The organism is uncultured Clostridium sp., assembly GCF_963515715.1.
Classification (GTDB): domain Bacteria; phylum Bacillota; class Clostridia; order Clostridiales; family Clostridiaceae; genus Clostridium_AW.
This window is the reverse complement of record NZ_CAUPZS010000025.1, coordinates 1-24,617: the sequence shown is the minus strand read 5'-3', so window position 1 is coordinate 24,617 and position 24,617 is coordinate 1. Positions and strand designations below refer to the sequence as shown.

Here is a 24,617-nt window from a genome sequence, read left to right as displayed (position 1 = left end):
GAGTCTTTAAATTTTAGTTATAATTCTTAACTACATCCAGTTGTTGAACCGCAATCTAGACAAACCATGCAAGTTCCATTTCTCACCATTCTACTGCTTGAGCAATTAGGGCAAGTGCTTCCGTAAACTCTATCACCTTCAATTTTTTTACCATCAAAGGTTTGATGAACATTATTGGTACTTATCTGGTCTTCAATTATATCCGATGTAGAAACAATATTTGTTCTATTTGTATTTATATCATAATTTTCAGGTTTAACTTGGCATTTAGAGAAATCACCTAGTTCAATATCTATAACTTTACTTATAAGATCAGATATTGAGCTTACATATTTAATGTATGGATGTTTTTGAACAAATCCATAAGGTTCATATTTCTGTCCCCTTAGCATTCTTGCAATATCTTGAGGAGCTACATGATGCTGCAGCATGACGGATAATGCCTTTGACAAGGAGTTCAATAGCCCCATTATTGTTGTTCCTTCTCTATCTGTAGTAATGTATATTTCAGATATTTCCCCGCTTTCTCTTCTATTTACTGTAGTATATATTTTTACGTCATTTATTTGAGCAGGATGGGTGGTTCCTCTTCTAATTCCTACTGGTTTATCTCTTCTAGAGTATTTAACTCCCTTTTGAAGTTCCTTTGCTTTTGCTAAAAGTTGATCATATGTTAAATCTTCTAGTTTAAGATCCTTATCAGAATTTAAACTTGTATTTAAAGGTTGACTTGCTTTTGAACCATCTCTATATAGGGTGATGCCCTTTATTCCAAGTTTCCAAGAGGTTAAAACAACATCTTTAAATTCTTCTATAGTAGCTTCTTTTGGAAGATTTACAGTTTTAGAAATTGCTCCTGAAATTAAAGGAGTTATGGAAGCTACCATAAGAACATGGCCCATTGGTGCTATAAATCTTTCCCCACTACCGCATTTATTCGCTGTATCAAATATTGATATATGCTCTTCCTTTAAATGAGGAGCTCCTTCAATTTTTCCATCCAATAGTTTTTCGTATTTATAACCATCCCTATCTATAGGTTCCTTTTCTAAAACATAATCCATTATGTCCTTTATCTGTTCTTTAGTATATCCTAGGTTATTTAAAGCCATTTTGATAACAGGGTTTATAACTGTCATCATTCCACCGCCAGAAAGTTTTTTATAAACTATATGACTAAAAAATGGTTCGATGGAAGTTGCACCGCAATCCATAGCAAAAGATATGGTTCCAGTAGGTGCTACTACAGAAACTTGAGCATTTCTATATCCGAATTCTTCGCCATAATGTAAAGCTTCACTCCAACATTCTTTTAGAAGGTTACTTATATTAGAAAAAGATTCTTTCTCAAGAATTTTGTGATCCACCATTAGAGGTTTATAATTAAGCCCTTCAAAGTCAGATACCTCATCTTCAGATTTGTTACTAAAGTCACTGAATAAAGGTATTGCTCCAGCCACTCTAGCATGGTTTCTTACTACTTTTAACATATGTACTTTATTGATATCGTATTTAATAAACGTCCCCACTTCTTTGGCCATAAGTGATGATATAAAGTAAGAATATCCAGTTAATATCCCGATTAGAGCAGAAGATATATTTCTAGCTTCCTCTGAATCATAAGGATAACCTAAAACCATCAATAATGAAGCTAAGTTACTTAAGCCAAGACCTGTTGCTCTAAACATGTAAGTTTTTCTTGCAATATCTTCCGTTGGAAATTGGCCCCAATGTATTGAAGCTTCTAAAATTAACTGTACCATTCCTATAACATGGGTATATCCATATAAATCTATAGCTTTTTTATCATCATCATAAAATTTAAATACATTTATAGAAGCAAGATTACATGAACTATCATCTAAAAATGCATATTCTCCACAAGGATTTGTTGAATTAATTCTATTGTGATTTGCATTATATTCTCCATCTTCTCCAGCAGGGCAAGTATGCCAAGCGTTGAAAGTATCTGTAAACTGTGGAGCTGGATCTGCACATTGCCAAGCGCTATTGTTGAAGGCATCCCATATTGTACTAACTTTTACTGTCTTATTGAATGAGCTATCAACACGACCAGTTAACTCAATAGTTTCTTCAGGATTCTTCGATATATTTTCAACTTTTTTCATAAATTCATGTGAAAATCTTATAGAATTATTGCTATTTTGTCCTGAAACGGTTTCGTATGCTTCACCATCTATGTCTATATCGTATCCCATTTTACCTAAAGCCCTAACTTTTTCTTCTTCATGAGCTTTCCAAGTTATGAAATCCATTATTTCAGGATGGTCTACATCAAGGCAAACCATTTTAGCAGCTCTTCTTGTGGTTCCACCGGATTTTATAGCTCCAGCATTTCTATCTAGACCCTTTAAAAAGCTCATTAAACCTGATGATACACCGCCTCCTGAGAGTCTTTCTCCTTTAGCTCTTATGGAAGAAAAATTGCTACCTGTCCCTGAACCACCTTTAAAAAGTTTTGTTTCCGTTACGTACTGTTCAGAGATTGAATGAGAGCCTAAAAGTTTATCCTCTATAGAAAGAATAAAGCAAGCTGATGCTTGAGTACGAGAGTAATTATCTTCAGTTTCAACAACTTTATTTAGTTTTTCATTGTAATAATAATTTCCCTGCTTACTGCCCTTTATATCATAGCTTTGAGCTAAACCTGTATTGAACCATTGTGGAGAGTTAGGAGCATACATTTGAGCAAGTAGAGCATAAACCATTTCATCATAGAAAATTTGCTTTTCTTTATCTGACTTTATAACACCCTCATCTAATAAGGCTTCACACCAAAAGTTAACCATTCTATGAGCTACCATTTTCATGCTGTTTTCATACCCACATTCATTTGGAACTCCGGCTTTTCTAAAATATTTTGAAGCTATAATATCGCAAGCGTTTTGAGAATAATGATCAGGAAACTCTAATTCCTTCATATCTACTAAAACTTTTCCACTTTTATGATCCTTTAAAAATACATCTACTTTTTTCCATTTAAATAAATCATATACTGTTAGATTGCTGTTTTTTTCTAAGTCTTTAGTATAATATCTTTTAATTAACTTATGTATTGAATCAATTTCATTAAAATATTCCAATTAAGATACCCCCTTATTAATAATACCTTTTTAGTATATAATATATATTGAAAATATCAAAGTTCAATTTTAGGCATATATTGTATTATATCATTATCTTGCACACAATATGTTGTGTTTTTATTGGTTTTTAATATTAATATATATATAAATAAATTATTTAAATTCTAAAACTTTTTAGAAATAATAAATATATTTTTAACAATCATTGTTCGCAAGTATTGACAATTACTATATTAGATAATAATATGAAGAAGAATACGCAATTTTAAATGTAAATAATTATGTTTAAAAAATATTATATAGGGTGATGAATTATGAATATAACTCAAGAAGCAGATTATGCCGTTAGAGCTATTTGTATATTAGCAAAAGAAGGAGAAGGAGTGAAACTAGATGCAAAAACTATAGCAGAAAGAGGAAGTATGCCTTTAAGGTTTTTGCTAAAGTTATTAAGAAAGCTCATTAAAGCAGAAATAATAAAATCTTACAGAGGAGTAAATGGAGGATATGCCTTAAATAAAAGAAGAGAAGATATAAACTTAAGGCAAGTTATTGAAGCAGTAGATGGGCCTATTGCAATTAACCGTTGTCTAAACGATAGTGATTTTTGCAATGCTAATAATACTGATAGTTGTAGAATACATTATTATCTTAATAAAGTACAAGAAACTTTAATAAAAGAGCTAGAAAAAATAAGTTTCGAAACATTATCTAATAAATAATTGTGACTATTATCTGAAGTATATAAAAAATTTATAATTTATGTATGCATTTTCCAAAAGTGTAACAATGGGTTGTTGTTTTTTAATTGTAATTGATAAAAAATTAACAAAATTATAATAATGTTTAAAAAATTATGATGAGTATGATGGTATAAATTTATTTAATGTATTTTTAAATTGTTCATGCTCATAAAGAATTTTAACACCGATATGGCACAATTTTGACACCATATATAATGGTATATCTGCTAAAATTCGTGCAATATCAGAACATGTTAAATTACAAAGTCCTCTTAATAGTACAGCTGAAACAGCTCTAGCATGAATTATATTAGAATTATTACTCTTTAAAAAGCTAATACATTCTACTCCAATTTCATTAGAAATAAATTTTAATATTTCTTTAGGATTCAAATCTCTTGTTATTATTTCACGGTCACTACTATATTCTTTTTTTGTATTTTCATATTCCTCTTCATATTTTAATTTTTTGTCGTCACAAAGATAAATAAATCTTTTGTATTTTTCGCGAGTATTTTTTACATTACTACTAAATAGTTGCATGATAAAATCCTCATCTAATATTCCTTTTGAATCATTTCTTAAGCCTAAGTATACTCATAAACTTGAATATTTATATCTTTAATTATTCTACTTATCCATAATCATTGCCATATATTACATAAATATTCTTTAATGTAATTTTACTAGTAATATAACTGTCCCTAACTTTTTTATATTTTTATAAGCTATAATATATATGTACTATAATTATTTTTTTTAATTATGTACTTTGAAATTACTCTAATGATAGCTGTTAATGGCAATGACTGTCCCAAAATAATGATTAAGAAATTATAACTGTCCTCAAATTACAAATTATGTAAGTTGTTATATAATTAAATTATGGAGGTGGGAGAATGAAAATAATTCATACGGGAGATTGGCATATAGGTAAAATTGTAAATGAGTTTAGTATGATAGAAGACCAAGAATTTATATTAGAACAATTGATAAAGACCATAGAAGATGAAAGGCCAGATGCATTGATTATAGCAGGGGATATTTATGATAGAAGCATTCCACCAGTTGAAGCGGTGGAGCTATTGGACAGAGTTTTTACTAATATATTAGTTGACTTAAAGACGCCAATTTTAGCTATTGCAGGCAATCATGATAGTGCGGAGAGATTGTCTTTTGGTAGTAATCTTTTAACTAAAAATGGATTACATATAGCAGGAGTTTTTAATAAAAATATTACTAAAGTAACCTTGAAAGATGAGTATGGAAATGTAAATTTTTACTTAATCCCATATATAGACCCAAGAGAGTTAAAGATCTTTTTGCAAGATGATAGTATATCAAATCATGATGATGCTATGAAAAAGATAGTGGATATGATTAAAGTTGATTTAAATGAAAATGAAAAAAACATAATGGTAACCCATGGATATGTTAGCTATATAAAAGAAGAAAATAATGAAGAAACTGAAGAGTATATAAGAGCGGGACTTGAAATTAGTGATTCTGAAAGGCCTTTAAGCATCGGAGGGACAGATATAATAAATGCTGAATGTTTCAGTTGTTTTAATTACACTGCTTTAGGACACTTACATAGACCACAAAAGGTAAAAGACGATAGAATTAGATATTCAGGTGCTTTACTAAAATATTCTTTATCAGAAGTAGAACATAAAAAGTCATTAACTATTATAAACTTAGATAAAGATGGACAAGTATCTGTAGAACTAAAAGAACTGATTCCTAAAAGAGATATGAGGGTTATAAAAGGACCCTTAGAAGAACTTATAAATCCTGAAATATATAAAGGGACTAATGTTGAAGATTACATATTTGCTATATTAACTGATGAAGGGGAATTAATTGATCCCATATCAAAGTTAAGAGCTGTTTATCCTAATATAATGGGATTGAATAGAGAAACATTATCTAATAAGGATGAAAGTAGAACCTCAGCCACTTTAGGATACAAAAGTAAATCAAAATTAGAGCTATTTAAAGAATTTTATGGCTCTATAGCAGGCAAGGAACTCAACGAAGAAAAATTAAATATTATAAAAGAAATAATTGGAACAGTTGATAAAAAGGAGGGAATAAAGTGAGACCTCTAAAATTAACAATGAGTGCATTTGGTCCATATGCTGATGTGCAAACTATAGATTTTACGGTACTTAAGGATAAAAATATATTTTTAATAACTGGTCCAACAGGGGCAGGGAAAACCACTGTATTTGATGCCATAAGTTATGCGCTTTTTGGAGAAGCCTCAGGAAGTAGTAGAGATAGGGACAGTCTTAGAAGTGATTTTGCTCACATAGATTTATATACTTATGTAGAGTTAGAATTTCAACTTAAAGGTAAAAAGTATAAAGTTACAAGATATCCTCAGCAGGAACACAAAAAATCCAGAGGGGATGGATTTATAACTAAAAGCGCAGAAGCATTTTTGGAACTACCTAATGGGGACAGTGTTAGCAAAATTAATAATGTAGATGAAAAAATAAATGAAATATTAGGCATAAATAAAAATCAATTTAAACAAATAGTTATGTTACCACAAGGGGAATTTAGGAAACTATTAGAATCAGATAGTTCGGAAAGGGAACTAATATTTAGGAAGATATTTGGAACAGAAGCTTTTGAGAGCATTCAAAGAATTTTAGATGAGCACAAAAAAAGTTTATATAAGGGCATCAGCAATATAAAAATAAAAAGGGACACTTATATAAAGAATATTGAATGTGGGGATGAAGAACTATTAGTAAAGCTTATAAATGCTGAAGATTTAAATATAATAGAAATTATATCTAAGGTAAATGAAATTATTAATAATGATTTATTAGAGCAAGAAAAGGTTAATAATGAAATTAATTTATTGAAATTAGATAGTAGTAACCTCCAAAAGAAAATTATTGAAGGAGAAGAAATTAATAAAAAAATATATGATAAAGAAGAAATATATAAAGAATATAGTTTACATATAAAAAAAGCACTAGAGTATGAGAAAAAACAAGATATCCTCAATAAAGGAAGAAAGAGTCTAGAAGTAAAAATAGTAGAAGACTCGCTAAATGATAGACAAAATAATTTAAAAGAAAAGCAATCCCAATACTGTAGTGCTGAAAATAAATTGAAGCAAACTGAAAACAACATAATTATCTACAAACAAAAATTAGAAATAGAAGAATCTAGAGAAGAGGAAAGAAAAAGAATTTCAGATGAAATAACAACTCTAAAGAATTTTATCCACAGAGTTAAAACATATGAAGAAAAAAAAGTATCCATAGTAGAATTAAAAAAGAATCTTGAAAATAAAGAAGAAATAATGAAAAAAAATAAAAAATTGGTTAGTGATAATAGAATTAAATTAGAAAAAGCAAATAGCAATTTAATTCAACTACAAAAATCTCAAACTGAATTAGAAAAGATAGATAAAATTATATCTGAAAATAAATTAGTTTATGATGAAATGAGAGCATTCTATAGCTATATTACAGATTATGAAAAGTTTCTCGCTAAGCACAATAGTTGTAGGGACAGTTATAATAAATTTGAGATAGAGTACAATGATTTTAAGATTAAATATGAAGCCATGGAAGATAACTTTAGAAAAGGACAAGCTGGTATTTTAGCTATTGATTTAAAAGAAGGTAAAGAGTGTCCAGTATGCGGATCTATACATCATCCTAAATTAGCAAATTTAATAGATGGGGTACCAACAGAAGAAGAACTAAAAGAAACCAAAGCTCAGTATGATAATTTAATGAAGAAAAGAGATGAGATGTTAAAGGAACTCTCGGATTTAAATGGCGTAATAAAGAGCAATAAAGATATAATAGTAAAACAAAAGAATAAATTAAATCCGTATTTAAATTATGAACTTAACAATATAGAATATAGTGATATTTTAAATTATGTAATATCTAAAGGAAAGGAAATTAATTTAAAATTAAAGAATTTAAATGAGCAAAGGGACAGTCTTAAAGAAGATATTAAAAATATAACGGTTTTAGAAGAGACAATTTTAAACCTTCAAAAAGAAATTGTTGAAAAAGAAAGATCAATAGAAAATGCTGAAGGGGAATTTACACTACAATATGGAAAGGTAAGAAGTGAAGAAGAACTTCTTATAAGCATTGAAAATGAAATACCAGTAGAAATACGTTCTACCTCTATGCTCCTATTGAAAATAAGAGAATGCGAAGAGAAATTTATGCACCTTCAGGAAGCATATAAGAGCGCTCAAAGTTCTTATAATAAAGCCTTAGAAGATTATGCATCATCAAAAGCAGATAAAGAAGCTAAAGAAAAAAATTTAGAAGAAACTATAGAAGAGATAAAAATTTGGGAAAAACAATTAATAAATAAGATTAAAGAGTATGGATTTGAAGATTATAATCAATATTCTCAACTTAAGATGGATGAATGGGATATAAAAAACTTAGAAAGCGATATTCAATTGCATTACCAGAATTTAAAATCATTAAGGGACAGATATGAAAAGGCTGTGAAAGATACGGAAGGGTTAAACATTATAAGTATTGATGAATTAAAAGTTACCTTAGAGGAATTAGCACTTAATGAAACATCATTAATGAAGAAAAACAACCATATTTTTGCAAGATTAAATAACAATAAAAGAGTTTTAAAAGAAGTTGAAGATTTAAATGAAATAATAAAAGATGAAGAAAAAAAATATAGCACAATTGGAGAATTAGCTAAAATAGCCAATGGAGATAATGCAGAAAGAATAACTTTTGAAAGATACGTATTAGCGGCTTATTTTGATGAAATAATAGATGCAGCTAATGTAAGGTTAAGGAAGATGGCCGCTGGAAGATTTATTCTTAGAAGAAAAGAAGAAAAAGGTAAAGGAAGAAAACAAGAGGGACTTGAACTTGAAGTTTTTGATAACTATACTGGAAAGGCTCGTCATGTCAAAACTCTATCCGGCGGAGAAAGTTTTAAAGCATCTTTATCCTTGGCATTAGGATTAGCTGATGTAGTACAGTCTTATGCAGGGGGGATTAGCCTAGATACCATGTTTGTAGACGAAGGTTTTGGAACATTAGACCCTGAGTCTTTAGACAATGCTATACAGACATTGATAGATTTACAGAAGGGCGGTAGACTTGTAGGTATAATATCTCATGTTCCAGAGCTTAAGGAAAGAATAGATTCTAGATTAGAAGTTTCTACTACAAAGGAAGGAAGTAGGACAAGATTTGTTTTATAGTATACATATATTAAGGGACAGTCATAGTAAAATAATAGAAAATACAAAGGATTTTTGGTAATAGCGTAGAATATATAAAGTTGTAAATTCAATAGCCGAAAGAGAGTGATAAGATGATTAAAAACTATATGGAGATCATGGTGGAAAATCTTCTGCCCACTGTTCTAGATAAATATAGTGATATTTGTAAATGTGAAAAATGTATTGATGACATAAAAGCTATAACGTTAAATAGTTTAAAACCGTTATATGTTGTGACGGAAGAGGGAAATATATTTGCAAAAACAAATGAATTAAGCATTCAGTTTAAAGCTGATGTATTAGGGGCATTAACAAAGGCTATAGAAATTGTAAGCAAAAATCCAAAGCACTAGATTATTTATAGGGAATAGAGATTAACTCTATTCCCTATTATTTTGCGTCCAGCATGGGAGACAGTTTGACGGTGAAAGCCCACTGTGTGGGGTAGAGATAAGATTATAGGCATATTTGCTTAATATGGAAAATTAATGTAAAATTTAATTATGGAAAATATAACATAGCTGTAATGAATAATGGGGAGGGAGAAAGTTTGAAAATTTATAAATTTCTTGTATTAATATTAGCAGTCACTACAACCTTATTTACTGGTTGTAGTAGAAATACTCAAGTAGATACTAGTAATAAGGAGACTTATAAATATTTAAAGTCTAATTATCAAGCAATCAACTTAGAAAATGAGGATGGATTTTCAGATTTAAGTATTATTGATGATGATTTGAAAGATAAAGAGGTGTTTTTTACAGGAGAAAGCCACGGAGTAGAGGCAAATGGAAAGCTAAAAATGAAATTTTTAAAATACCTTAAAGAAAAAACAGATTTTAAATATTATTTATGTGAGCTTCCCTACAGTGATGGGTATTTTTTAAATAAATATTTAGCTGCGGGAGATATTAACATTCTAAAAAAAATTTATGAACCACTTAAAGGCACATTTGAATGGAATAAAGATAATTTCAATCATTGGAAAGAGTTATATAAATATAATCAAAGCTTACCTAAAGATAAAAGAATTCAGGTTATAGGAATGGACATAGAGCATCAACCTATAAATGCTTTATGTTATATGACTTCAATACTTCCTAATGAGGAAATACCTAAGGAATTAAGCAGTATTTTAAATGAGCTAAAGCAAATATACCAGGAAAAGAATATAGATGGTAATAAGTTGAAAGCTTATTGTGAAAGACTTCAAAAGGATATGGAAGAAAAAGAAGAAATATATATAAATTATTTAAGAGAAGATTTTTCCGGATTTAAGCTTGTAAATGATAATATTTTATATGTTTTTGAAGCTTATGCAGATAATAAAGATTCTATGTATTTTAACAAGGTTAGAGATAAAAGAATGTATGAAAATTTTAAAAAAGTATATGAAGAATCATCGAAAGGAAAATATTACGGGCAGTGGGGATTAAACCATGTATTTCAGAAAGAACAATTAGATGTTAAATGGATTGCAGCAGCTATGAATGAAGAAGGTTCCCCATTAAAAGATAAGATTTTATCCATAGTATATGCTTATGAAGATTGTAAAGTTATGAAAAAAAACAATGATAGAACCTACTCAGTAGGGAAAATGAATGATAATGAATCTATCAAAAATTTATTTAATGATTTAGTGAAAAAAGATTACAGTATATATAAATTAAACGGTGAAGGCTCACCATTTAATAAAGAATTAATGTGGCCATTTGGCCATGGTAAGCCAGTAGATGGCGTTACTACTGATTATTTTCAATATATTTTAGTCATTAGAAATTCAGATGCTACAAAGCCGTTAAATGATGAATATAATTAAGTTTGGCAGTTTTAATCTTCAGGTCTATTTGTATAAGTGACCTATGATAGGGAATATCATGGAAATATTTAATAGGATTCTGCTTTATAAATGGGAGTTGAAAAATATGCATTACAATATTAATCAAAGAAAAGATAATGAATTTATCAAAATTTATTTCAAGAGTTTAAGAATAAAGTGGATATTATTATGGGGAGTTCTGTGCTTTATACGAACGTTGATAACTACAGGGAAAAATAATGTAGTTATAGATTTTATAATATTAATTGCAGTCAGTGCACTGATATATTTTCTAAAACCAGGATATCTATATAAAGAAACAAAAATGAAAGTTGATAAATTTTATGAGGATTTAAAGAATTATGATAAAAAGACAGATTCATTGATGTTTATATGCAACCTTAAAAAATTAGATGGACCAACCTTTGGGGCTTTATATATTTCAAAGGAAGAAATAAAGTTCAATCCATTTAGAGACAATCTAAAGAATGAAAGTATAATAATTAAAAGGGATGATATGAAAGATATAGATATATCTAATGAAATTAATAAATGGTCCTTATTTGATAGAGTATTTTTTAAAGAATTATGTGAAGGAATAAAAATTTCATATAAAGGTGGAAATAAAGTTTTTCAATTAGCCCAGGCTAATTATGCTATGGAAAAAATAAATGGAGCTTTAAAGTAATGCTATAAATTAAAAATCATTATATAAATACATTAGAAGGAATTGATATATATTTATTTTTATATATCAATGGACAACCATAGAAATCAATAAAAACTAAGGGATAGTTATTTATAAAGCCTAAGGTAAACACTAAGGGATCCTCTTTTAGAGTTATTACAGATATATATTAAAAATTAGAGTATAGTTTACCATTATATTATAGTAATAAAAGATATTTTTCTGTGTTGCATGTGTGAAATATATTAGCAATAGGAATACATAAAATACCCTAATGAATTTTATAATATAATGTATTTTATATATTATAAAAAGCAAATGATATAAATGATATAGTAGTAGATAAACATAGAAGGGGAAAATATATGATTAATAAAGTGTATATTTTAGATTCCAATATTATCATAAAAATATGGAATGAATGTCCAGAAATATTAGAAGATATGGAAAGAGCTGAGGGTATAGATTTTAAGATATCTCATAATGTAGCAGGAGAATTATCACAAAAAGAATTTAAAGATTTCAATGGAGTTCCTGTATTGACTAATAAATTTATAGAGTTACTAGATCATATAATTAGTGAAGATTACTGCAAAATTCAAGATGAGTATAAGCTTTTTTACACTATAGATGGTAATAAAATATCTAGGAATGACTATGAATTAATTTGCATTTGCCAAAATAATGAAAATTATATTTTGGTTACAGAGGATAAAAGGTTATTTAATAGTGGGAGATTTTTATTAGGATTCTCAAAAATAATAGGATTTAACGAATTTTTAGATGAGCTAAATAAAGTTAATATTGGGGGACAGTTATAAAGTATTATATAATATATTATGGGTGAAAGATAAATGATTAAAAATATAGAAGCTAAAACTATACTTTCTACAATAAAAAATGGACCTGATAAATATTTTGGGCTGAGCTATAATATGAATTTATATCGTGGCTGCCAACATGGTTGTATTTATTGTGATTCAAGGAGCAACTGCTATGGTATAGAAAATTTTTCGGATATTTTAATAAAGAAAAATGCAATAAAATTATTACAAAAAGAATTAAAATCTAAAAAAAATATAGGAACCATAGGCACAGGAAGTATGAATGATCCTTACATGCCAATTGAAAAAGAATTGTGTATCACAAGAAAAGCTTTAGAGGTTATAAATCTGTACAAATTTCCTATTCACATTATTACTAAAGGAGATTTAATTGCAAGGGACAGTGATATTATAAAAGAAATAAATAAGGTATATGCTGCGGCATCTATAACTATAACAACGGCTAACGATAGTTTAGCTTCAATTATAGAGCCTAATGCTCCTTCTCCTTCAAAGAGGTTTAAGGCAATAGAAAAACTTTCGAAAGATGGGATTTATACAGGAATAATGTTGGCTCCTGTACTTCCCTATATTACTGATAACTATGATAACATTGAAGAAATAGTTAAAAGAGGAAAAGATGCAGGAGCAAAATATATAATAGCCTGGTTTGGAATGACTATAAGAGAAGGACAAAGAGAATATTATTTTCAACATCTAAATAGAAACTTTCCAGGACTTAAGGAAAGGTATGTGAATAATTATAAAAATTCATATTTTTGTCCTGCTCCCAATTATGAAGGACTTTATAGTAAATTTAAAGAGCTATGTTATAAAGAAAATATAATGACAAAAATGAATTTCTATAAACAAATTAAGCCTGTACAATTATCTATGTTTAAGGATTAAGCAAGATGATGAAGGCAAGAATTGTGGACAAGTACATAAAATTACAAAATTAAGGGACAGTTATTGGTAAATTATTGAGGGACAGTCATTTAATAAAGTAAAATATAATAAAAAAAGTTTATATTATAATTATTAAAATTTAATTTACAGTTGAAATAAGGGAGGAAACAATAAGATGAAATATACATTGAAAGTAAAATTATTAAATAAAGATGCAAAGTTGCCACAATATGCTCATATAGGAGATGCAGGGTTAGATATTTTTTCAACCTCTGAATTGACAATCAACCCGGGAGAAAGTAAGTTAGTTTCAACAGGAATAAGTATACAACTTCCAGCATATACGGAAGCACAAGTTAGACCTAGAAGTGGACTAGCTTTAAAAAATGGAATAACTGTTTTAAATACTCCAGGAACTATAGATGAAGGTTACCGTGGTGAAGTGGGAGTAATACTTATTAATCATGGTAAAGAACCATTCAAGGTAGAGGTAGGTATGAAAATTGCTCAAATGGTGATAAAACCAGTTATACCAGTGGATGTTATAAAGGTTGAAGAATTAATTGAAACTGAGAGAAATGCTGGAGGGTTTGGTTCTACTGGTGTGTAGAAATTGAAAAGATTTAAAACTTTAAAAAGTAATAACAAATCATTATATGTAAAATGCTAGTTTTATATGTTTATAATGTAAAGGAGATAATTTTATGAAGAAAATAGTATTAGACAAAGACAAGAAAAAAGAAATGATAGAGTCAATAAAAGAATATTTTTTAGAAGAAAGAGATGAAGAAATGGGTGACTTAGCGGCCACCTTAGTACTAAATTTTATAGTAGAGGAATTAGCAGGAGAATTTTATAATCAAGGAATTGAGGATGCATATAGATATATGAATGATAGGGTTGAAGATATGCTAGGTCTCCAAAAATAATCATAGAATATTCCATAAATTCGTTGAAGTTTTATAAATAATAGTGTAGTATAGATGATAAAAATCAAATTAGGGATGACAGAACACACTTTTAATTAAAAGACTAAATTATAATTACAACGGAGGATATGGGTATGATTAAAGAACAGGAAAAAAGGGTATATGATGTTTTATCTAAATTAAATATACCATATACAAGATACGAGCATGAGGCAGTTTTTACTATTGAAGAGGCAGATAAACTAGATATAGACATTAAAGGAGATCATTGCAAAAATTTATTTGTTAGAAACAGGAAGGGAAATATACACTATCTTTTAGTCATACAAGAGTGGAAAAAGGTAGATTTAAAAAAACTTTCAGAACAAATAGAAAGTACAAGTTTAAGTTTTGCATCAGAAGAAAGATTAAACAAATATTTGGGTCTAACGCCAGGCTCTGTAACTCCTTTTGGATTAATAAATGATGACGAAAAAGAAGTTCAAGTGTTGTTAGACAAAGATATAGCTAGCCTAGAAGATATTAGCTTTCATCCTAATGTAAATACAGCAACTATAACAATAAGTTATAAAGATTTTGAGAAATTTCTTCAATGGTGTGGAAATAAAGTTTCCTATGTAAATATATAAAAAGTAATAAAACTACATAAAAAGTAAATAATAGTTGACTTAATATTGTGCATCTGCTAATATTTTAATAACGATATTAAAAGTATAAAAATAAATAACGGAATAAACAACATGGTACAGAGGCCGCGATTGCTATTAGTACTTTATATTTATTATATAAAGGAGGGGAGTAATCGCCGAAACACATGAATGGAAATGTGTTGGGACTATGCTAAATAAGTATAGTACTCTCTTTAAAAGGTTGCCCGACTTTTTAAAAAGGTGCTTATCATGTTGGGGCAAAAGGTTTTATTGTTATATAACAGTCATAGCTCCTTTTGCTTATGACTGTTTTTGTTTTATCTTAATTTAAAAATTAAATATTTTTATAAACAACGTGGTATAGAGGCGCGGTTGCTATTAGTACCCTATATTTATTATATAAGGGAGGGGGGTAATCGCCGAAGCACATAAATGAAAATGTGTTGGGACTATGCTGAATAAGTATAGTACTGTCTTTAAAGAATTGCCCAATTTTTTAAAGAGGTGCTTGCCATGTTGGGGCAAAAGGTTTTAGTATACTATTATACAGTCATAAGCCCTTTTGCTTATGGCTGTTTTTTTAATATTTAAAATACAAAGAATTTTGGGAATTTAAAAGGAGGTAATTAACTTGGCTTTAATCGTACAAAAGTATGGTGGATCATCGGTAGGCACAATCGATAAGATAATGGCTGTTGCAAAGAGGATAATAGAACGAAAAGAAAGTGGAGATGGGGTAGTAGTTGTAGTATCTGCTATGGGAAAGAGCACAGACCAACTTATAGGAATGGCAAAAGAGATTTCGCAAAACCCAAATAAAAGAGAGTTAGACATGTTGATGTCCACAGGTGAGCAAATATCAATTGCATTATTATCCATGGCACTTCAGGAATTAGGACATCCTTCTATATCTCTTACAGGATTTCAAGCGGGAATAACCACAGAAGGTGCCCATACTAAAAACCGTATTAAAGATATTAATATTGAAAATGTAAAAAAACATTTAGAAGATGGAAAAATAGTAATTGTAGCTGGATTTCAAGGAATAGATGAAAATGGAGATATAACAACCCTAGGAAGGGGAGGGTCAGATACAAGTGCTGTAGCTTTAGCAGCCAAGCTTAACTGCACTTGTGAAATATACACTGACGTTGATGGCATATATAATGTAGATCCAAGAATGTATCCAAATGCTAAGAAATTAGATACTATAAGTTATGAAGAAATGATGGAAATGGCAAGCTTGGGGGCGGGAGTAATGGAGGCAAGAGCCGTTGAGATAGCTTGCAAATATAACGTACCTATTTATGTAGCGTTAAATAATGGGGAAAAGCTAGGAACATATATAAAGGAGTATGATGAAACTATGGAAGATAGAATGATTACAGGACTTACTGCTAGCGATGATGTTTTGATGGTGACTATTAATAATGTGCCTTATAAAGCTAAAAACATAGCAACTATATTTGATAGAATAGCAAAACATAACGTAAATATTGATATGATTAGCCAAACAGCACCTTTAGATGGATATGTAAATCTGTCATTTACAACTTCTAAAGAAGATATATACACCATTGATGAAATAACTAAAGAATTAAAAAAGGAAATCAGATCCATTGAGGTTTATAAAGAAGAAAACATAACGAAGATATCTGTAATTGGCATAGGTATGATGAAACAATCGGGAGTGGCTGCAAAAGTATTTTGCATATTTTCGAATAATGATATAGAATTTAAACAGGTAACTACTTCAGAAATAAGCATATCATATACTATAGATTCAAAGGACAAGCAGAAAGCTGTAGCTGCCTTAGCAAGAGAATTAAATTTATAACAAAAATAAGTTTTTAGGAGGAATTTATTATGAAATATAATGTTGCCCTTGTAGGATGTACTGGAATGGTAGGAAGAAAATTTCTAGAAATACTAGAAGAAAGAAATTTTCCCGTTAATGAACTATATCTATTTGCTTCAGCTAGATCAGCTGGTAAAGAAATGACCTTTAGTGGAGCTAATTATACCGTTGAAGAACTAAAGGAAGATAACATAAAAAATAAAAAAATAGATTTCGCCTTATTCTCAGCGGGTGGAAGTATCAGTTTAGAATATGCACCTATATTTGCAAGATATGGTGCAGTAGCAATTGACAATAGTAGTGCTTGGAGAATGGATCCAGAAGTTCCATTAGTAGTTCCAGAAGTAAATCCAGAAGATGCGAAAAAGCATAAAGGAATAATTGCTAATCCAAACTGCTCAACTATTCAAGCAGTGGTAGCTTTAAAGCCTTTACATGATAAATATGGAATTAAGAGAATAGTTTACTCAACTTATCAAGCAGTATCAGGAGCTGGAGCATCTGGATACAACGATTTAGTTGAAGGTTATAAAGGGGAAGCACCTAAAAAATTCCCTTACCCAATAGCAGGAAATTTACTTCCTCATATTGATTCTTTCTTAGACAATGGATATACAAAAGAAGAAATAAAGATGGTAAATGAAACAAGAAAGATACTTCATGATGACTCAATAAAAATAACAGCAACTACTGTAAGAGTTCCAGTTTTAAATGCTCATAGTGAAAGCATAAATATAGAATTAAATAATAGTTTTGAGTTAGAAGATGTATTTGAACTTTATAAAAATGCTGAAGGAATTATACTAGAAGATGATGTAAACAACCTAGTATATCCTATGCCTCTTGATGCTTCAGGAAAAGATGGAGTATATGTGGGCAGAATCAGAAGGGACTTTAGCTTAGATAATGGATTAAATTTATGGGTTGTAGCAGACAACATTAGAAAAGGTGCAGCACTAAACACAATTCAAATTGCAGAGTGTTTAATAGAAAAGTAATAGTATAAAATAGGGGACAGTTATTAAGTAATTTAATAACTGTCCCTTAATTTATACCTAAATTTAAAAACTTGAAAAGGAGACGGTTATACAGAATAGTTAAAAAGTTAAGAAAAAGCATTTTATTAGAATAACAAATAGATTAAGCATGTATTCATTTGTTTTGTAAAAATAAATAATATTTGTATATAAAAAGGGATTTACAAAATTTGGTTGAATAGATTTAGTAGATAGTAAATTTGATCATGGAAGGGATGGATTATATAAAATAAAAAATAGAGGGGGAGAAGAATGAATAAGGGGAATAATTATTATGTTTCTGGGGTTGTAAAGAGTGCACTGGAAGATATTATGAAGAATGAAAAAGTAAATAAAGGTATGGATTTTATAAAAAAAGATCATGAAAATACTATAAAAGAACAGAAGGAAATTTGTGAAATATCAGCGCCATCCTTCAAAGAAAGCAAACGCTCACAAGAAATGATGAAAAGAATGAAAGAACTTGGATTAAAAGAAGTCTATTTAGATGAAGTGGGGAATGTTATTGCGAAAAGATTAGGAGGAGGACATGGCCCTAAGCTTGTAATTGCAGCTCATTTGGATACAGTATTTCCTGAAACTGTTGATACTAAAGTAGTGGAGAAGGAGGATAAACTTTATGCTCCAGGAATAGCAGACGACACAAGAGGCCTTGCTGAAATTTTATCTTTGATCAGAGCTTTTAATCATACAGGCATTGAAACTATAGGGGATATTATTTTTGTTGCCAATGTATGTGAAGAGGGCACAGGAGACTTAAAAGGGACAAAACATCTATTTAAAGAGAATAAGGATATAGATGGTTTTATATCAATAGATGGAACAGGAGTTTCTTCCATAATATATTTAGCAACAGGAAGCCATAGATACAAAATTACTTATAAAGGGCCAGGAGGACATAGCTATGCAGAGTTTGGAACAGCTAGTGCAATTCATGCTATGGGAAGAGCAATAGCTAAAATATCTGATTTAGAATGTCCACAAAATCCAAAAACAACTTTTACTGTAGGTACTGTGAATGGAGGAACTTCAGTAAATTCTATAGCAGCTGAGGCCAGCATGTTGATAGATATTCGCTCAAATAGTGAAGAGGAGATTATAAAGCTTGAAAAACAAATGATTGATAAAATTAAAGAGGGCGCAGAGGAAGAGAATAATAGATGGGATTCAGAGAAAAAAATATCTGTAGAAATTGAGCTCATTGGAAATAGACCAGCAGGAACTCAACTAAAAGAATCTACAATTATTCAAGCTATCTGTGCTTCAACAGAAGTTATAGGATTGGTTCCTGAACTATCAAACCCAGGAAGTAGTGATGCTAATGTACCAATAAGCATGGGAATTCCAGGGGTGGCTGTTGGTAGAGGAGGAAAATCAGGAAAAATTCACTCTCTAGAAGAATGGTTTGACCCAAAGGAAGCATATTTTGGACCTCAAAAAATTTTCTTATCTGCATTAGCTTTGGTGGGAATTAAAGATTTAATAAATCCACTATTAGAAATTAGATAAAAATGAAGATAAAGATAAAGATAAAGTGAAAATGGGGGGAGTTATATGTTAAAGGTTGTAGCAGCGCTACTAGTCACATTGCTAATAGGATACCTTATATTCAAAAGTTACAAAACACAAACGGTACTATTTTTGGGTGGTATTTTACTTATGTCACTAAGTATAATCTTTAAAACAGGAGAGATCATGCCACAAAAGTCTTCCACAGGTTTTGTTTGGTTCGATATGTTTGAATATATACGAAGTACTTTTAGTAGTAATAATGCAGGTATAGGGTTAAGCATAATGGCTGTAGGTGGATTCGCAAAATACATGAGTAGTATTGGAGCTAGTGAGGCACTTGTAAAGATCGCCATAAGGCCACTTAGAAAACTAAATGCTCCATATCTTGTGTTAGCTCTAGGATACGCTGTAGGACAATTTTTAAATATATTCATACCAAGTGCTACTGGGCTAGGCATATTACTTATGGTAACTATGTATCCAATTTTGGTAAGCCTAGGAGTAAGCCCATTAGCGGCTACAGCTATGATAGGGACAAGTGCATGTCTTGACCTAGGGCCAGCTTCAGGGAATTCAATACTTGCGGCAGACATTGCAAAATTAAATGCATCTCTATATTTTGTTAAATATCAAATACCTGTAGCAATAGCGGTGGTAATAACTATATCTATATTACATTATTTTGTGCAAAAATGGTTTGATAAAAAAAGTGGGCATATAATTGTACAATCAGAAATGGCTGCATCAGAAGAGGGGAAAAAAGTTCCTAAAATATATGCAATACTTCCACTAATACCATTAATAATATTATTGATATTTAGCCAGTTTCTTATAGCTACCATAAAGTTAGATGTTGTAACTGCAATGCTTATGAGCACAGCTTTAAGTATGATTTTTGAATTAATAAGATATAGAGATGTAAAAAAGGTTTTTGCAAGCATACAGGTGTTTTTCGATGAAATGGGAGTTCAATTTGCCAAGGTTGTAAGCCTTATTGTTGCAGGACAAACTTTTGCTCACGGGTTAAAAACCATAGGAGCAATTGATGTAATTATTTCTTCGGCGCAATCTTCAGGATTCGGCACAAATGCTATGGTAGTAATAATGGTTTTAATAATTACCGTATGTGCAATTATAATGGGATCTGGTAATGCACCTTTCTTTGCATTTGCTTCTCTTGCACCAGAAGTAGCGGTAAAAGCGGGAATACCTTCTGTTATAATGTTGATGCCTATGCAATTAGCAGCAGGAATTGCTAGAAGTATGTCCCCTATAACCAGTGTAATTGTTGGGGTTTCAGGTATTTCAGAAGTTTCACCTTTTGAAGTAGCAAAGCGTACACTGATTCCAATGCTAGGGGCTCTCATTGTTACTGTAATATCTACATTTATATTATTTTAGAAGTTAACTAATTAAGCTGTTGATAAAATCTTATTTATCAACAGCTTTAATACATATATAATTAAATTAAGAATAAAAGAGTATAAACATTGCATTAGAAAGGAATTTTAAAATGAATTTATTAAAAGAAATTTACGAAAAACACATCGGAATAAGTGAAAAAATAGATGATATAAATTATAAGATTAGAAAAGCAGCAAGAACAATTTTATTTGACGAATCAGGTAAAATAGCAATACTATATGTATCAAAAGATGACTATCACAAGTTACCTGGTGGAGGAATAGAAGAAGAGGAAAATATAATAGAAGCATTAAAAAGAGAAGTAGAAGAAGAAGTGGGGACAGATATAGAAGTCTTGGGGGAAGTTGGTATCATTATAGAATATAGAGATGAATTTAAACAGCTTCAGATATCCTATTGCTACTATTCAAAAGTGAAAGGAGAAATAGGAAAACCTAATTATACTGAAGAAGAAGTAAATAATGGTTTTAAATTAAAGTGGATGAGTATAGAAGAAGCAATTAATTCTTTAGAAAAGGACGAGCCCTATAATTATATGGGCAAATTTATAAAAGAAAGAGATAAAACTTTCCTAAAGGAATTTATAAACAAAGGAATAAAATTAAATAATTAAAGAGAAGTCAACTAATTTAAATAGGGACAGTCATACAGTCTTATACGTTTTTAGGGGATGGGCATTAATATTTATTGATGGGGACAGTCATATATTTTTATGGTAGAATATTGGTAAAATATTAGTAAAGGAAATTAATAAAATGATTAGAAAATTAGATATAGAGGATAAATATATAATAGAAAAAATATTAGATATACAAAAGGTTTCTTACTTGGTAGAGGCGGAGATTATAGGGTTTTACGATATACCAACATTAAAAGATACTATAGAAACAATAAGAGAAAGTGAAGAGACTTTTTATGGATACTATATAGATAATATTTTAGCAGGGATAATTTCATATAAGATTGAAGAAGAAATTTTAGATATCCACAGAGTTGCAATACATCCTAATTTTTTTAGAATGGGTATTGGAGAAAAGTTATTAAATTTTATACAAACTAATCAGAAAGACGTCAGTAAAATAATAGTTACTACTGGAAAAGAAAATAAGCCGGCGGTAAATCTTTATATAAAAAATGGATTTGAAAAAGTAGAAGATATAGAAATTAAAGAGGGAGTTTATTTAACATTATTGGAAAAGAGGTTATGTAATGGAAGGTTTGAATAACATGATGTTTGAAACATTAAGATACATAGGAGAAAAGCTTAACCACGAAGGAGTGAAGTGGGCAGTAGGAGCTTCTATATTGTTAAATCATTATGGCTTAGTAGATAATCCTAATGATATAGATATTTTAATAGACTTAGAGGATAAGGAAAAAGTAGATAATATATTTAAAGATTTAGGAGTAGGGGAAGAAAAAGGGAAAACTACTACATATCTTACAAGATATTTTGGTGAATATAAAGTAAATAATGTATATGTGGACATTATGGGTGGTTTTATAATCAATCATGAAAATGGACAGTATGAATATATTTTTGATGAAAATTCAATAACATCATCCATGGATTTAAATGGAATAAACATTCCATTAACCTCATTAGAGGATTGGTATGTTGCATATCAGCTAATTCCTAATAGGGATTACAAGGTGGAAATTATAGAAAATCATTTATTAAAACAGGGCATAAAACATATGGATCTATTAAAGAGAGCATCAAAACAAGAGCTACCTGACCATGTAAAGGATAGAATAAGCAAACTAGTTGACTCTCTTTCAAAATAATGTTAATATAGTTGAAATTTATATAATACTTAAAGTTTATGTAAGTGAAAAGTTCTTGGGAATAAAAGTTAAAATAGGGGTGATATTATGAAGCTTGCTGAAGCTTTAATTTTAAGATCAGATTATCAAAAAAGAATAGAGCAAATTAAAAATAGGCTTACGAATAATGCTAAAGTTCAAGAAGGGGACGAGCCTATGGAATCTCCTGAGTTATTACTTCAGGAGCTAGATAGATGCTTATATGAAGTGACAGATATAATAAAAAGAATAAATAAGACAAATTCACAAACAAAGTTCAATGATAATATTACTTTAGCAGATGCCTTAGTAGAAAGAGAAAGAATTTGGGATAAAAGACTTATACTTACTCATCTAGTGGAGGCCGCTACAGTAAGACAAGACAGATACAGTAGATCAGAAGTGAAATTTTCTAGCACAATAAATGTTAGCGAAACTCAAAAGAAAATAGATGAATTATCAAAAGAATTTAGATTGCTGGATACAAAGATTCAAGGAATGAACTGGAATATAGATTTGCTATAATAAATAAAGATAGAATAGTTATATATTAACATATAGGAATATTAGAAATAGTTAGCTAGGGGATTATTAATAAAAGTATAGAATAACTTTTAAGAAGGTAGCTAAAATTTATAAGGTGAGTACAAACCCGCCAACAGGGAAAGTTGGATAGTGGCAGGCATAGGGGCGATGCCGGTGGTTCGAATCCACAGTTAACAAATTAGGCCCATAAATGTGACATGAGTACAAATAGAATGTAAATGTAACTACCATGTACTAATTATAGACTTTAGTGAGGGTGGGAATGGGGAGTTTTTTTAATTAAGATTTCTTGATTAACTATGAACTAATAAAAAGGGGGCAGATTACAATGTATACCGGTGAAAAAGTAAGATTAAGAGAATACAGAAAAGAGGATATAAAAGCTGCACAAAATTATGTTAATGATCCAGAAGTAAAAAGACTTTTAAATCCAGGGATACCTTATCCTATAACATTAGAAGATGAGGAGAAATGGGTTGAAAGTCTTTCTTCTACAAAGGATGAATATAGTTTTGCAATAGAGACTTTAGAAGATAGTAAATACATCGGTGGATGTGGTATTAATTCTATAGATTGGAAGAATAGTGTGGCAGTGATTGGAATATTTATTGGGGACAAGGATTATTGGGGAAAAGGCTATGGCACAGATGCCATAAGAATCCTTGTGAAATTTATATTTGAGCAGATGAATTTAAATAAAATTAAGTTAAATGTATTTTCCTTTAATGAAAGAGCCATGAAAAGTTATAAAAAATGTGGCTTTAAAGTAGAAGGTGTTTTAAGACAAGAATTATATAGGGATGGAAAATATTACGATGATATTTTAATGGGAGTTTTAAGAGAAGATTGGGAGCAGATCAAATAAAGATATTCCTTAAAATAGAAAAGAACTATTAATAAGGCATTTTAATAAACGGGAGAATAGAAATGAGTATTGATATAAAATATAAAAAAATTATAGAAATTGTTCAAGATGAATTAACCTGTTCTGCTCATAATTTAGACCATGTATTTAGAGTTTATAACCTTTGTCTATTACTTGCAAAATATGAGAAAGATGTTGATTTAGAAATCCTTATTCCTTCAGCATTGCTGCATGATATCGCAAGAGTAAAAGAAAGTCGAGATAACAGTGGAGAAATTGACCATGCTGTTTTAGGTGCTGAAATGGCAGAAGATATATTAAGAAGCTTGAGATATGAAGAAGAAAAAATTGAAAAGATAAAACATTGCATTATTACACATAGATTTAGAACGGGAAATGAGCCCAAAACAATAGAAGCAAAAATACTTTTTGATTCAGATAAACTCGATGCTATTGGCGCAACTGGAATTGCTCGTACTTTTATGTTAGCAGGACAGTTTGGACAAAGATTATTAGCTAATGAGCCACTTGATAACTATTTAAATGATAACACTGTTAATAATGGAAGGTTAAAAGACGTTTCAAAGTGATATGATACTTCCAAAGTAGACAGTCTAATTAATTAAAATTTAGATTATCTAC

Annotated in this window: 22 protein-coding genes, 1 pseudogene and 2 riboswitches; of the genes and pseudogenes, 21 read left to right on the top strand and 2 right to left on the bottom strand. The window is 29.7% G+C overall.

What is annotated here, in order from left to right:
- Positions 1–26: 26 nt before the first annotated feature.
- Positions 27–3,086: a vitamin B12-dependent ribonucleotide reductase gene (locus RYO54_RS15370; RefSeq protein WP_315120749.1), complete on the bottom strand. Its 3,060-nt coding sequence runs from the start codon at positions 3,084–3,086 to the stop codon at positions 27–29.
- Between the two features lie 335 nt (positions 3,087–3,421).
- On the opposite strand from RYO54_RS15370, the gene RYO54_RS15365 reads away from it, so the two are divergent.
- Positions 3,422–3,829, top strand: coding sequence for an Rrf2 family transcriptional regulator (locus RYO54_RS15365; protein WP_315120661.1), 408 nt, complete (start codon positions 3,422–3,424; stop codon positions 3,827–3,829).
- A gap of 132 nt (positions 3,830–3,961) precedes the next feature.
- Here RYO54_RS15365 and RYO54_RS15360 read toward each other — a convergent pair whose 3' ends face one another.
- Entirely contained in the window at positions 3,962–4,393 is a 432-nt protein-coding gene (locus RYO54_RS15360) for a hypothetical protein (RefSeq protein ID WP_315120658.1), read from the bottom strand.
- A gap of 356 nt (positions 4,394–4,749) precedes the next feature.
- On the opposite strand from RYO54_RS15360, the gene RYO54_RS15355 reads away from it, so the two are divergent.
- The 20 genes and pseudogenes from RYO54_RS15355 to RYO54_RS15260 all read left to right on the top strand — a co-directional run.
- The gene (locus tag RYO54_RS15355; RefSeq protein WP_315120655.1) at positions 4,750–5,952 is read left to right on the top strand and encodes an exonuclease SbcCD subunit D; all 1,203 of its coding nucleotides are present in this window, start codon (positions 4,750–4,752) and stop codon (positions 5,950–5,952) included.
- Positions 5,949–9,086, top strand: a complete 3,138-nt coding sequence (locus RYO54_RS15350) for an AAA family ATPase (RefSeq protein ID WP_315120652.1) — start codon at positions 5,949–5,951, stop codon at positions 9,084–9,086. Before RYO54_RS15355 ends, RYO54_RS15350 begins: the two co-directional genes overlap by 4 nt.
- A 113-nt stretch (positions 9,087–9,199) precedes the next feature.
- Positions 9,200–9,460, top strand: coding sequence for a late competence development ComFB family protein (locus tag RYO54_RS15345; RefSeq protein ID WP_315120649.1), 261 nt, complete (start codon positions 9,200–9,202; stop codon positions 9,458–9,460).
- A 197-nt stretch (positions 9,461–9,657) separates the two neighbouring features.
- Positions 9,658–10,926, top strand: coding sequence for an erythromycin esterase family protein (locus RYO54_RS15340; RefSeq protein WP_315120646.1), 1,269 nt, complete (start codon positions 9,658–9,660; stop codon positions 10,924–10,926).
- A gap of 106 nt (positions 10,927–11,032) precedes the next feature.
- Entirely contained in the window at positions 11,033–11,614 is a 582-nt protein-coding gene (locus tag RYO54_RS15335; protein WP_315120644.1) for a hypothetical protein, read from the top strand.
- A 365-nt stretch (positions 11,615–11,979) separates the two neighbouring features.
- The gene (locus RYO54_RS15330; RefSeq protein WP_315120640.1) at positions 11,980–12,435 is read left to right on the top strand and encodes a hypothetical protein; all 456 of its coding nucleotides are present in this window, start codon (positions 11,980–11,982) and stop codon (positions 12,433–12,435) included.
- A gap of 33 nt (positions 12,436–12,468) precedes the next feature.
- Complete coding sequence (locus RYO54_RS15325; RefSeq protein ID WP_315120637.1) at positions 12,469–13,347, top strand: radical SAM protein; 879 nt, start codon at positions 12,469–12,471, stop codon at positions 13,345–13,347.
- Positions 13,348–13,522: 175 nt separating this feature from the next.
- Complete coding sequence (dut, locus tag RYO54_RS15320; protein ID WP_315120635.1) at positions 13,523–13,957, top strand: dUTP diphosphatase; 435 nt, start codon at positions 13,523–13,525, stop codon at positions 13,955–13,957.
- Between the two features lie 94 nt (positions 13,958–14,051).
- A complete protein-coding gene (locus tag RYO54_RS15315; RefSeq protein ID WP_315120632.1) occupies positions 14,052–14,276 on the top strand; it encodes a DUF2164 domain-containing protein in 225 nt (74 codons plus the stop codon).
- Positions 14,277–14,413: 137 nt separating this feature from the next.
- Entirely contained in the window at positions 14,414–14,905 is a 492-nt protein-coding gene (locus RYO54_RS15310; protein WP_399549598.1) for a prolyl-tRNA synthetase associated domain-containing protein, read from the top strand.
- A 108-nt stretch (positions 14,906–15,013) separates the two neighbouring features.
- Positions 15,014–15,180, top strand: a riboswitch (Lysine riboswitch).
- A 98-nt stretch (positions 15,181–15,278) separates the two neighbouring features.
- A riboswitch (Lysine riboswitch) is annotated at positions 15,279–15,444 on the top strand.
- Between the two features lie 113 nt (positions 15,445–15,557).
- On the top strand, positions 15,558–16,763 hold the full coding sequence (locus tag RYO54_RS15305) for an aspartate kinase (RefSeq protein ID WP_315120627.1): 1,206 nt from the start codon (positions 15,558–15,560) through the stop codon (positions 16,761–16,763).
- 29 nt (positions 16,764–16,792) lie between these two features.
- The gene (locus RYO54_RS15300) at positions 16,793–17,782 is read left to right on the top strand and encodes an aspartate-semialdehyde dehydrogenase (protein ID WP_315120625.1); all 990 of its coding nucleotides are present in this window, start codon (positions 16,793–16,795) and stop codon (positions 17,780–17,782) included.
- Positions 17,783–18,073: 291 nt separating this feature from the next.
- On the top strand, positions 18,074–19,330 hold the full coding sequence (locus RYO54_RS15295; protein ID WP_315120623.1) for a M20/M25/M40 family metallo-hydrolase: 1,257 nt from the start codon (positions 18,074–18,076) through the stop codon (positions 19,328–19,330).
- Between the two features lie 45 nt (positions 19,331–19,375).
- A complete protein-coding gene (dcuC, locus tag RYO54_RS15290; protein ID WP_315120621.1) occupies positions 19,376–20,734 on the top strand; it encodes a C4-dicarboxylate transporter DcuC in 1,359 nt (452 codons plus the stop codon).
- 112 nt (positions 20,735–20,846) lie between these two features.
- The gene (locus tag RYO54_RS15285) at positions 20,847–21,371 is read left to right on the top strand and encodes an NUDIX domain-containing protein (RefSeq protein ID WP_315120618.1); all 525 of its coding nucleotides are present in this window, start codon (positions 20,847–20,849) and stop codon (positions 21,369–21,371) included.
- Between the two features lie 142 nt (positions 21,372–21,513).
- Positions 21,514–21,984: a GNAT family N-acetyltransferase gene (locus RYO54_RS15280; RefSeq protein WP_315120615.1), complete on the top strand. Its 471-nt coding sequence runs from the start codon at positions 21,514–21,516 to the stop codon at positions 21,982–21,984.
- Positions 21,968–22,546 (top strand): hypothetical protein, encoded by a 579-nt coding sequence (locus tag RYO54_RS15275; protein ID WP_315120612.1) that lies wholly within the window; start codon positions 21,968–21,970, stop codon positions 22,544–22,546. Before RYO54_RS15280 ends, RYO54_RS15275 begins: the two co-directional genes overlap by 17 nt.
- An 87-nt stretch (positions 22,547–22,633) precedes the next feature.
- The gene (locus tag RYO54_RS15270; protein WP_315120609.1) at positions 22,634–23,089 is read left to right on the top strand and encodes a DIP1984 family protein; all 456 of its coding nucleotides are present in this window, start codon (positions 22,634–22,636) and stop codon (positions 23,087–23,089) included.
- A gap of 349 nt (positions 23,090–23,438) precedes the next feature.
- Positions 23,439–23,975, top strand: coding sequence for a GNAT family protein (locus tag RYO54_RS15265; protein ID WP_315120606.1), 537 nt, complete (start codon positions 23,439–23,441; stop codon positions 23,973–23,975).
- 62 nt (positions 23,976–24,037) lie between these two features.
- A pseudogene (locus RYO54_RS15260) lies at positions 24,038–24,562 on the top strand (HD domain-containing protein); the annotation flags it as partial.
- Positions 24,563–24,617: the final 55 nt, after the last annotated feature.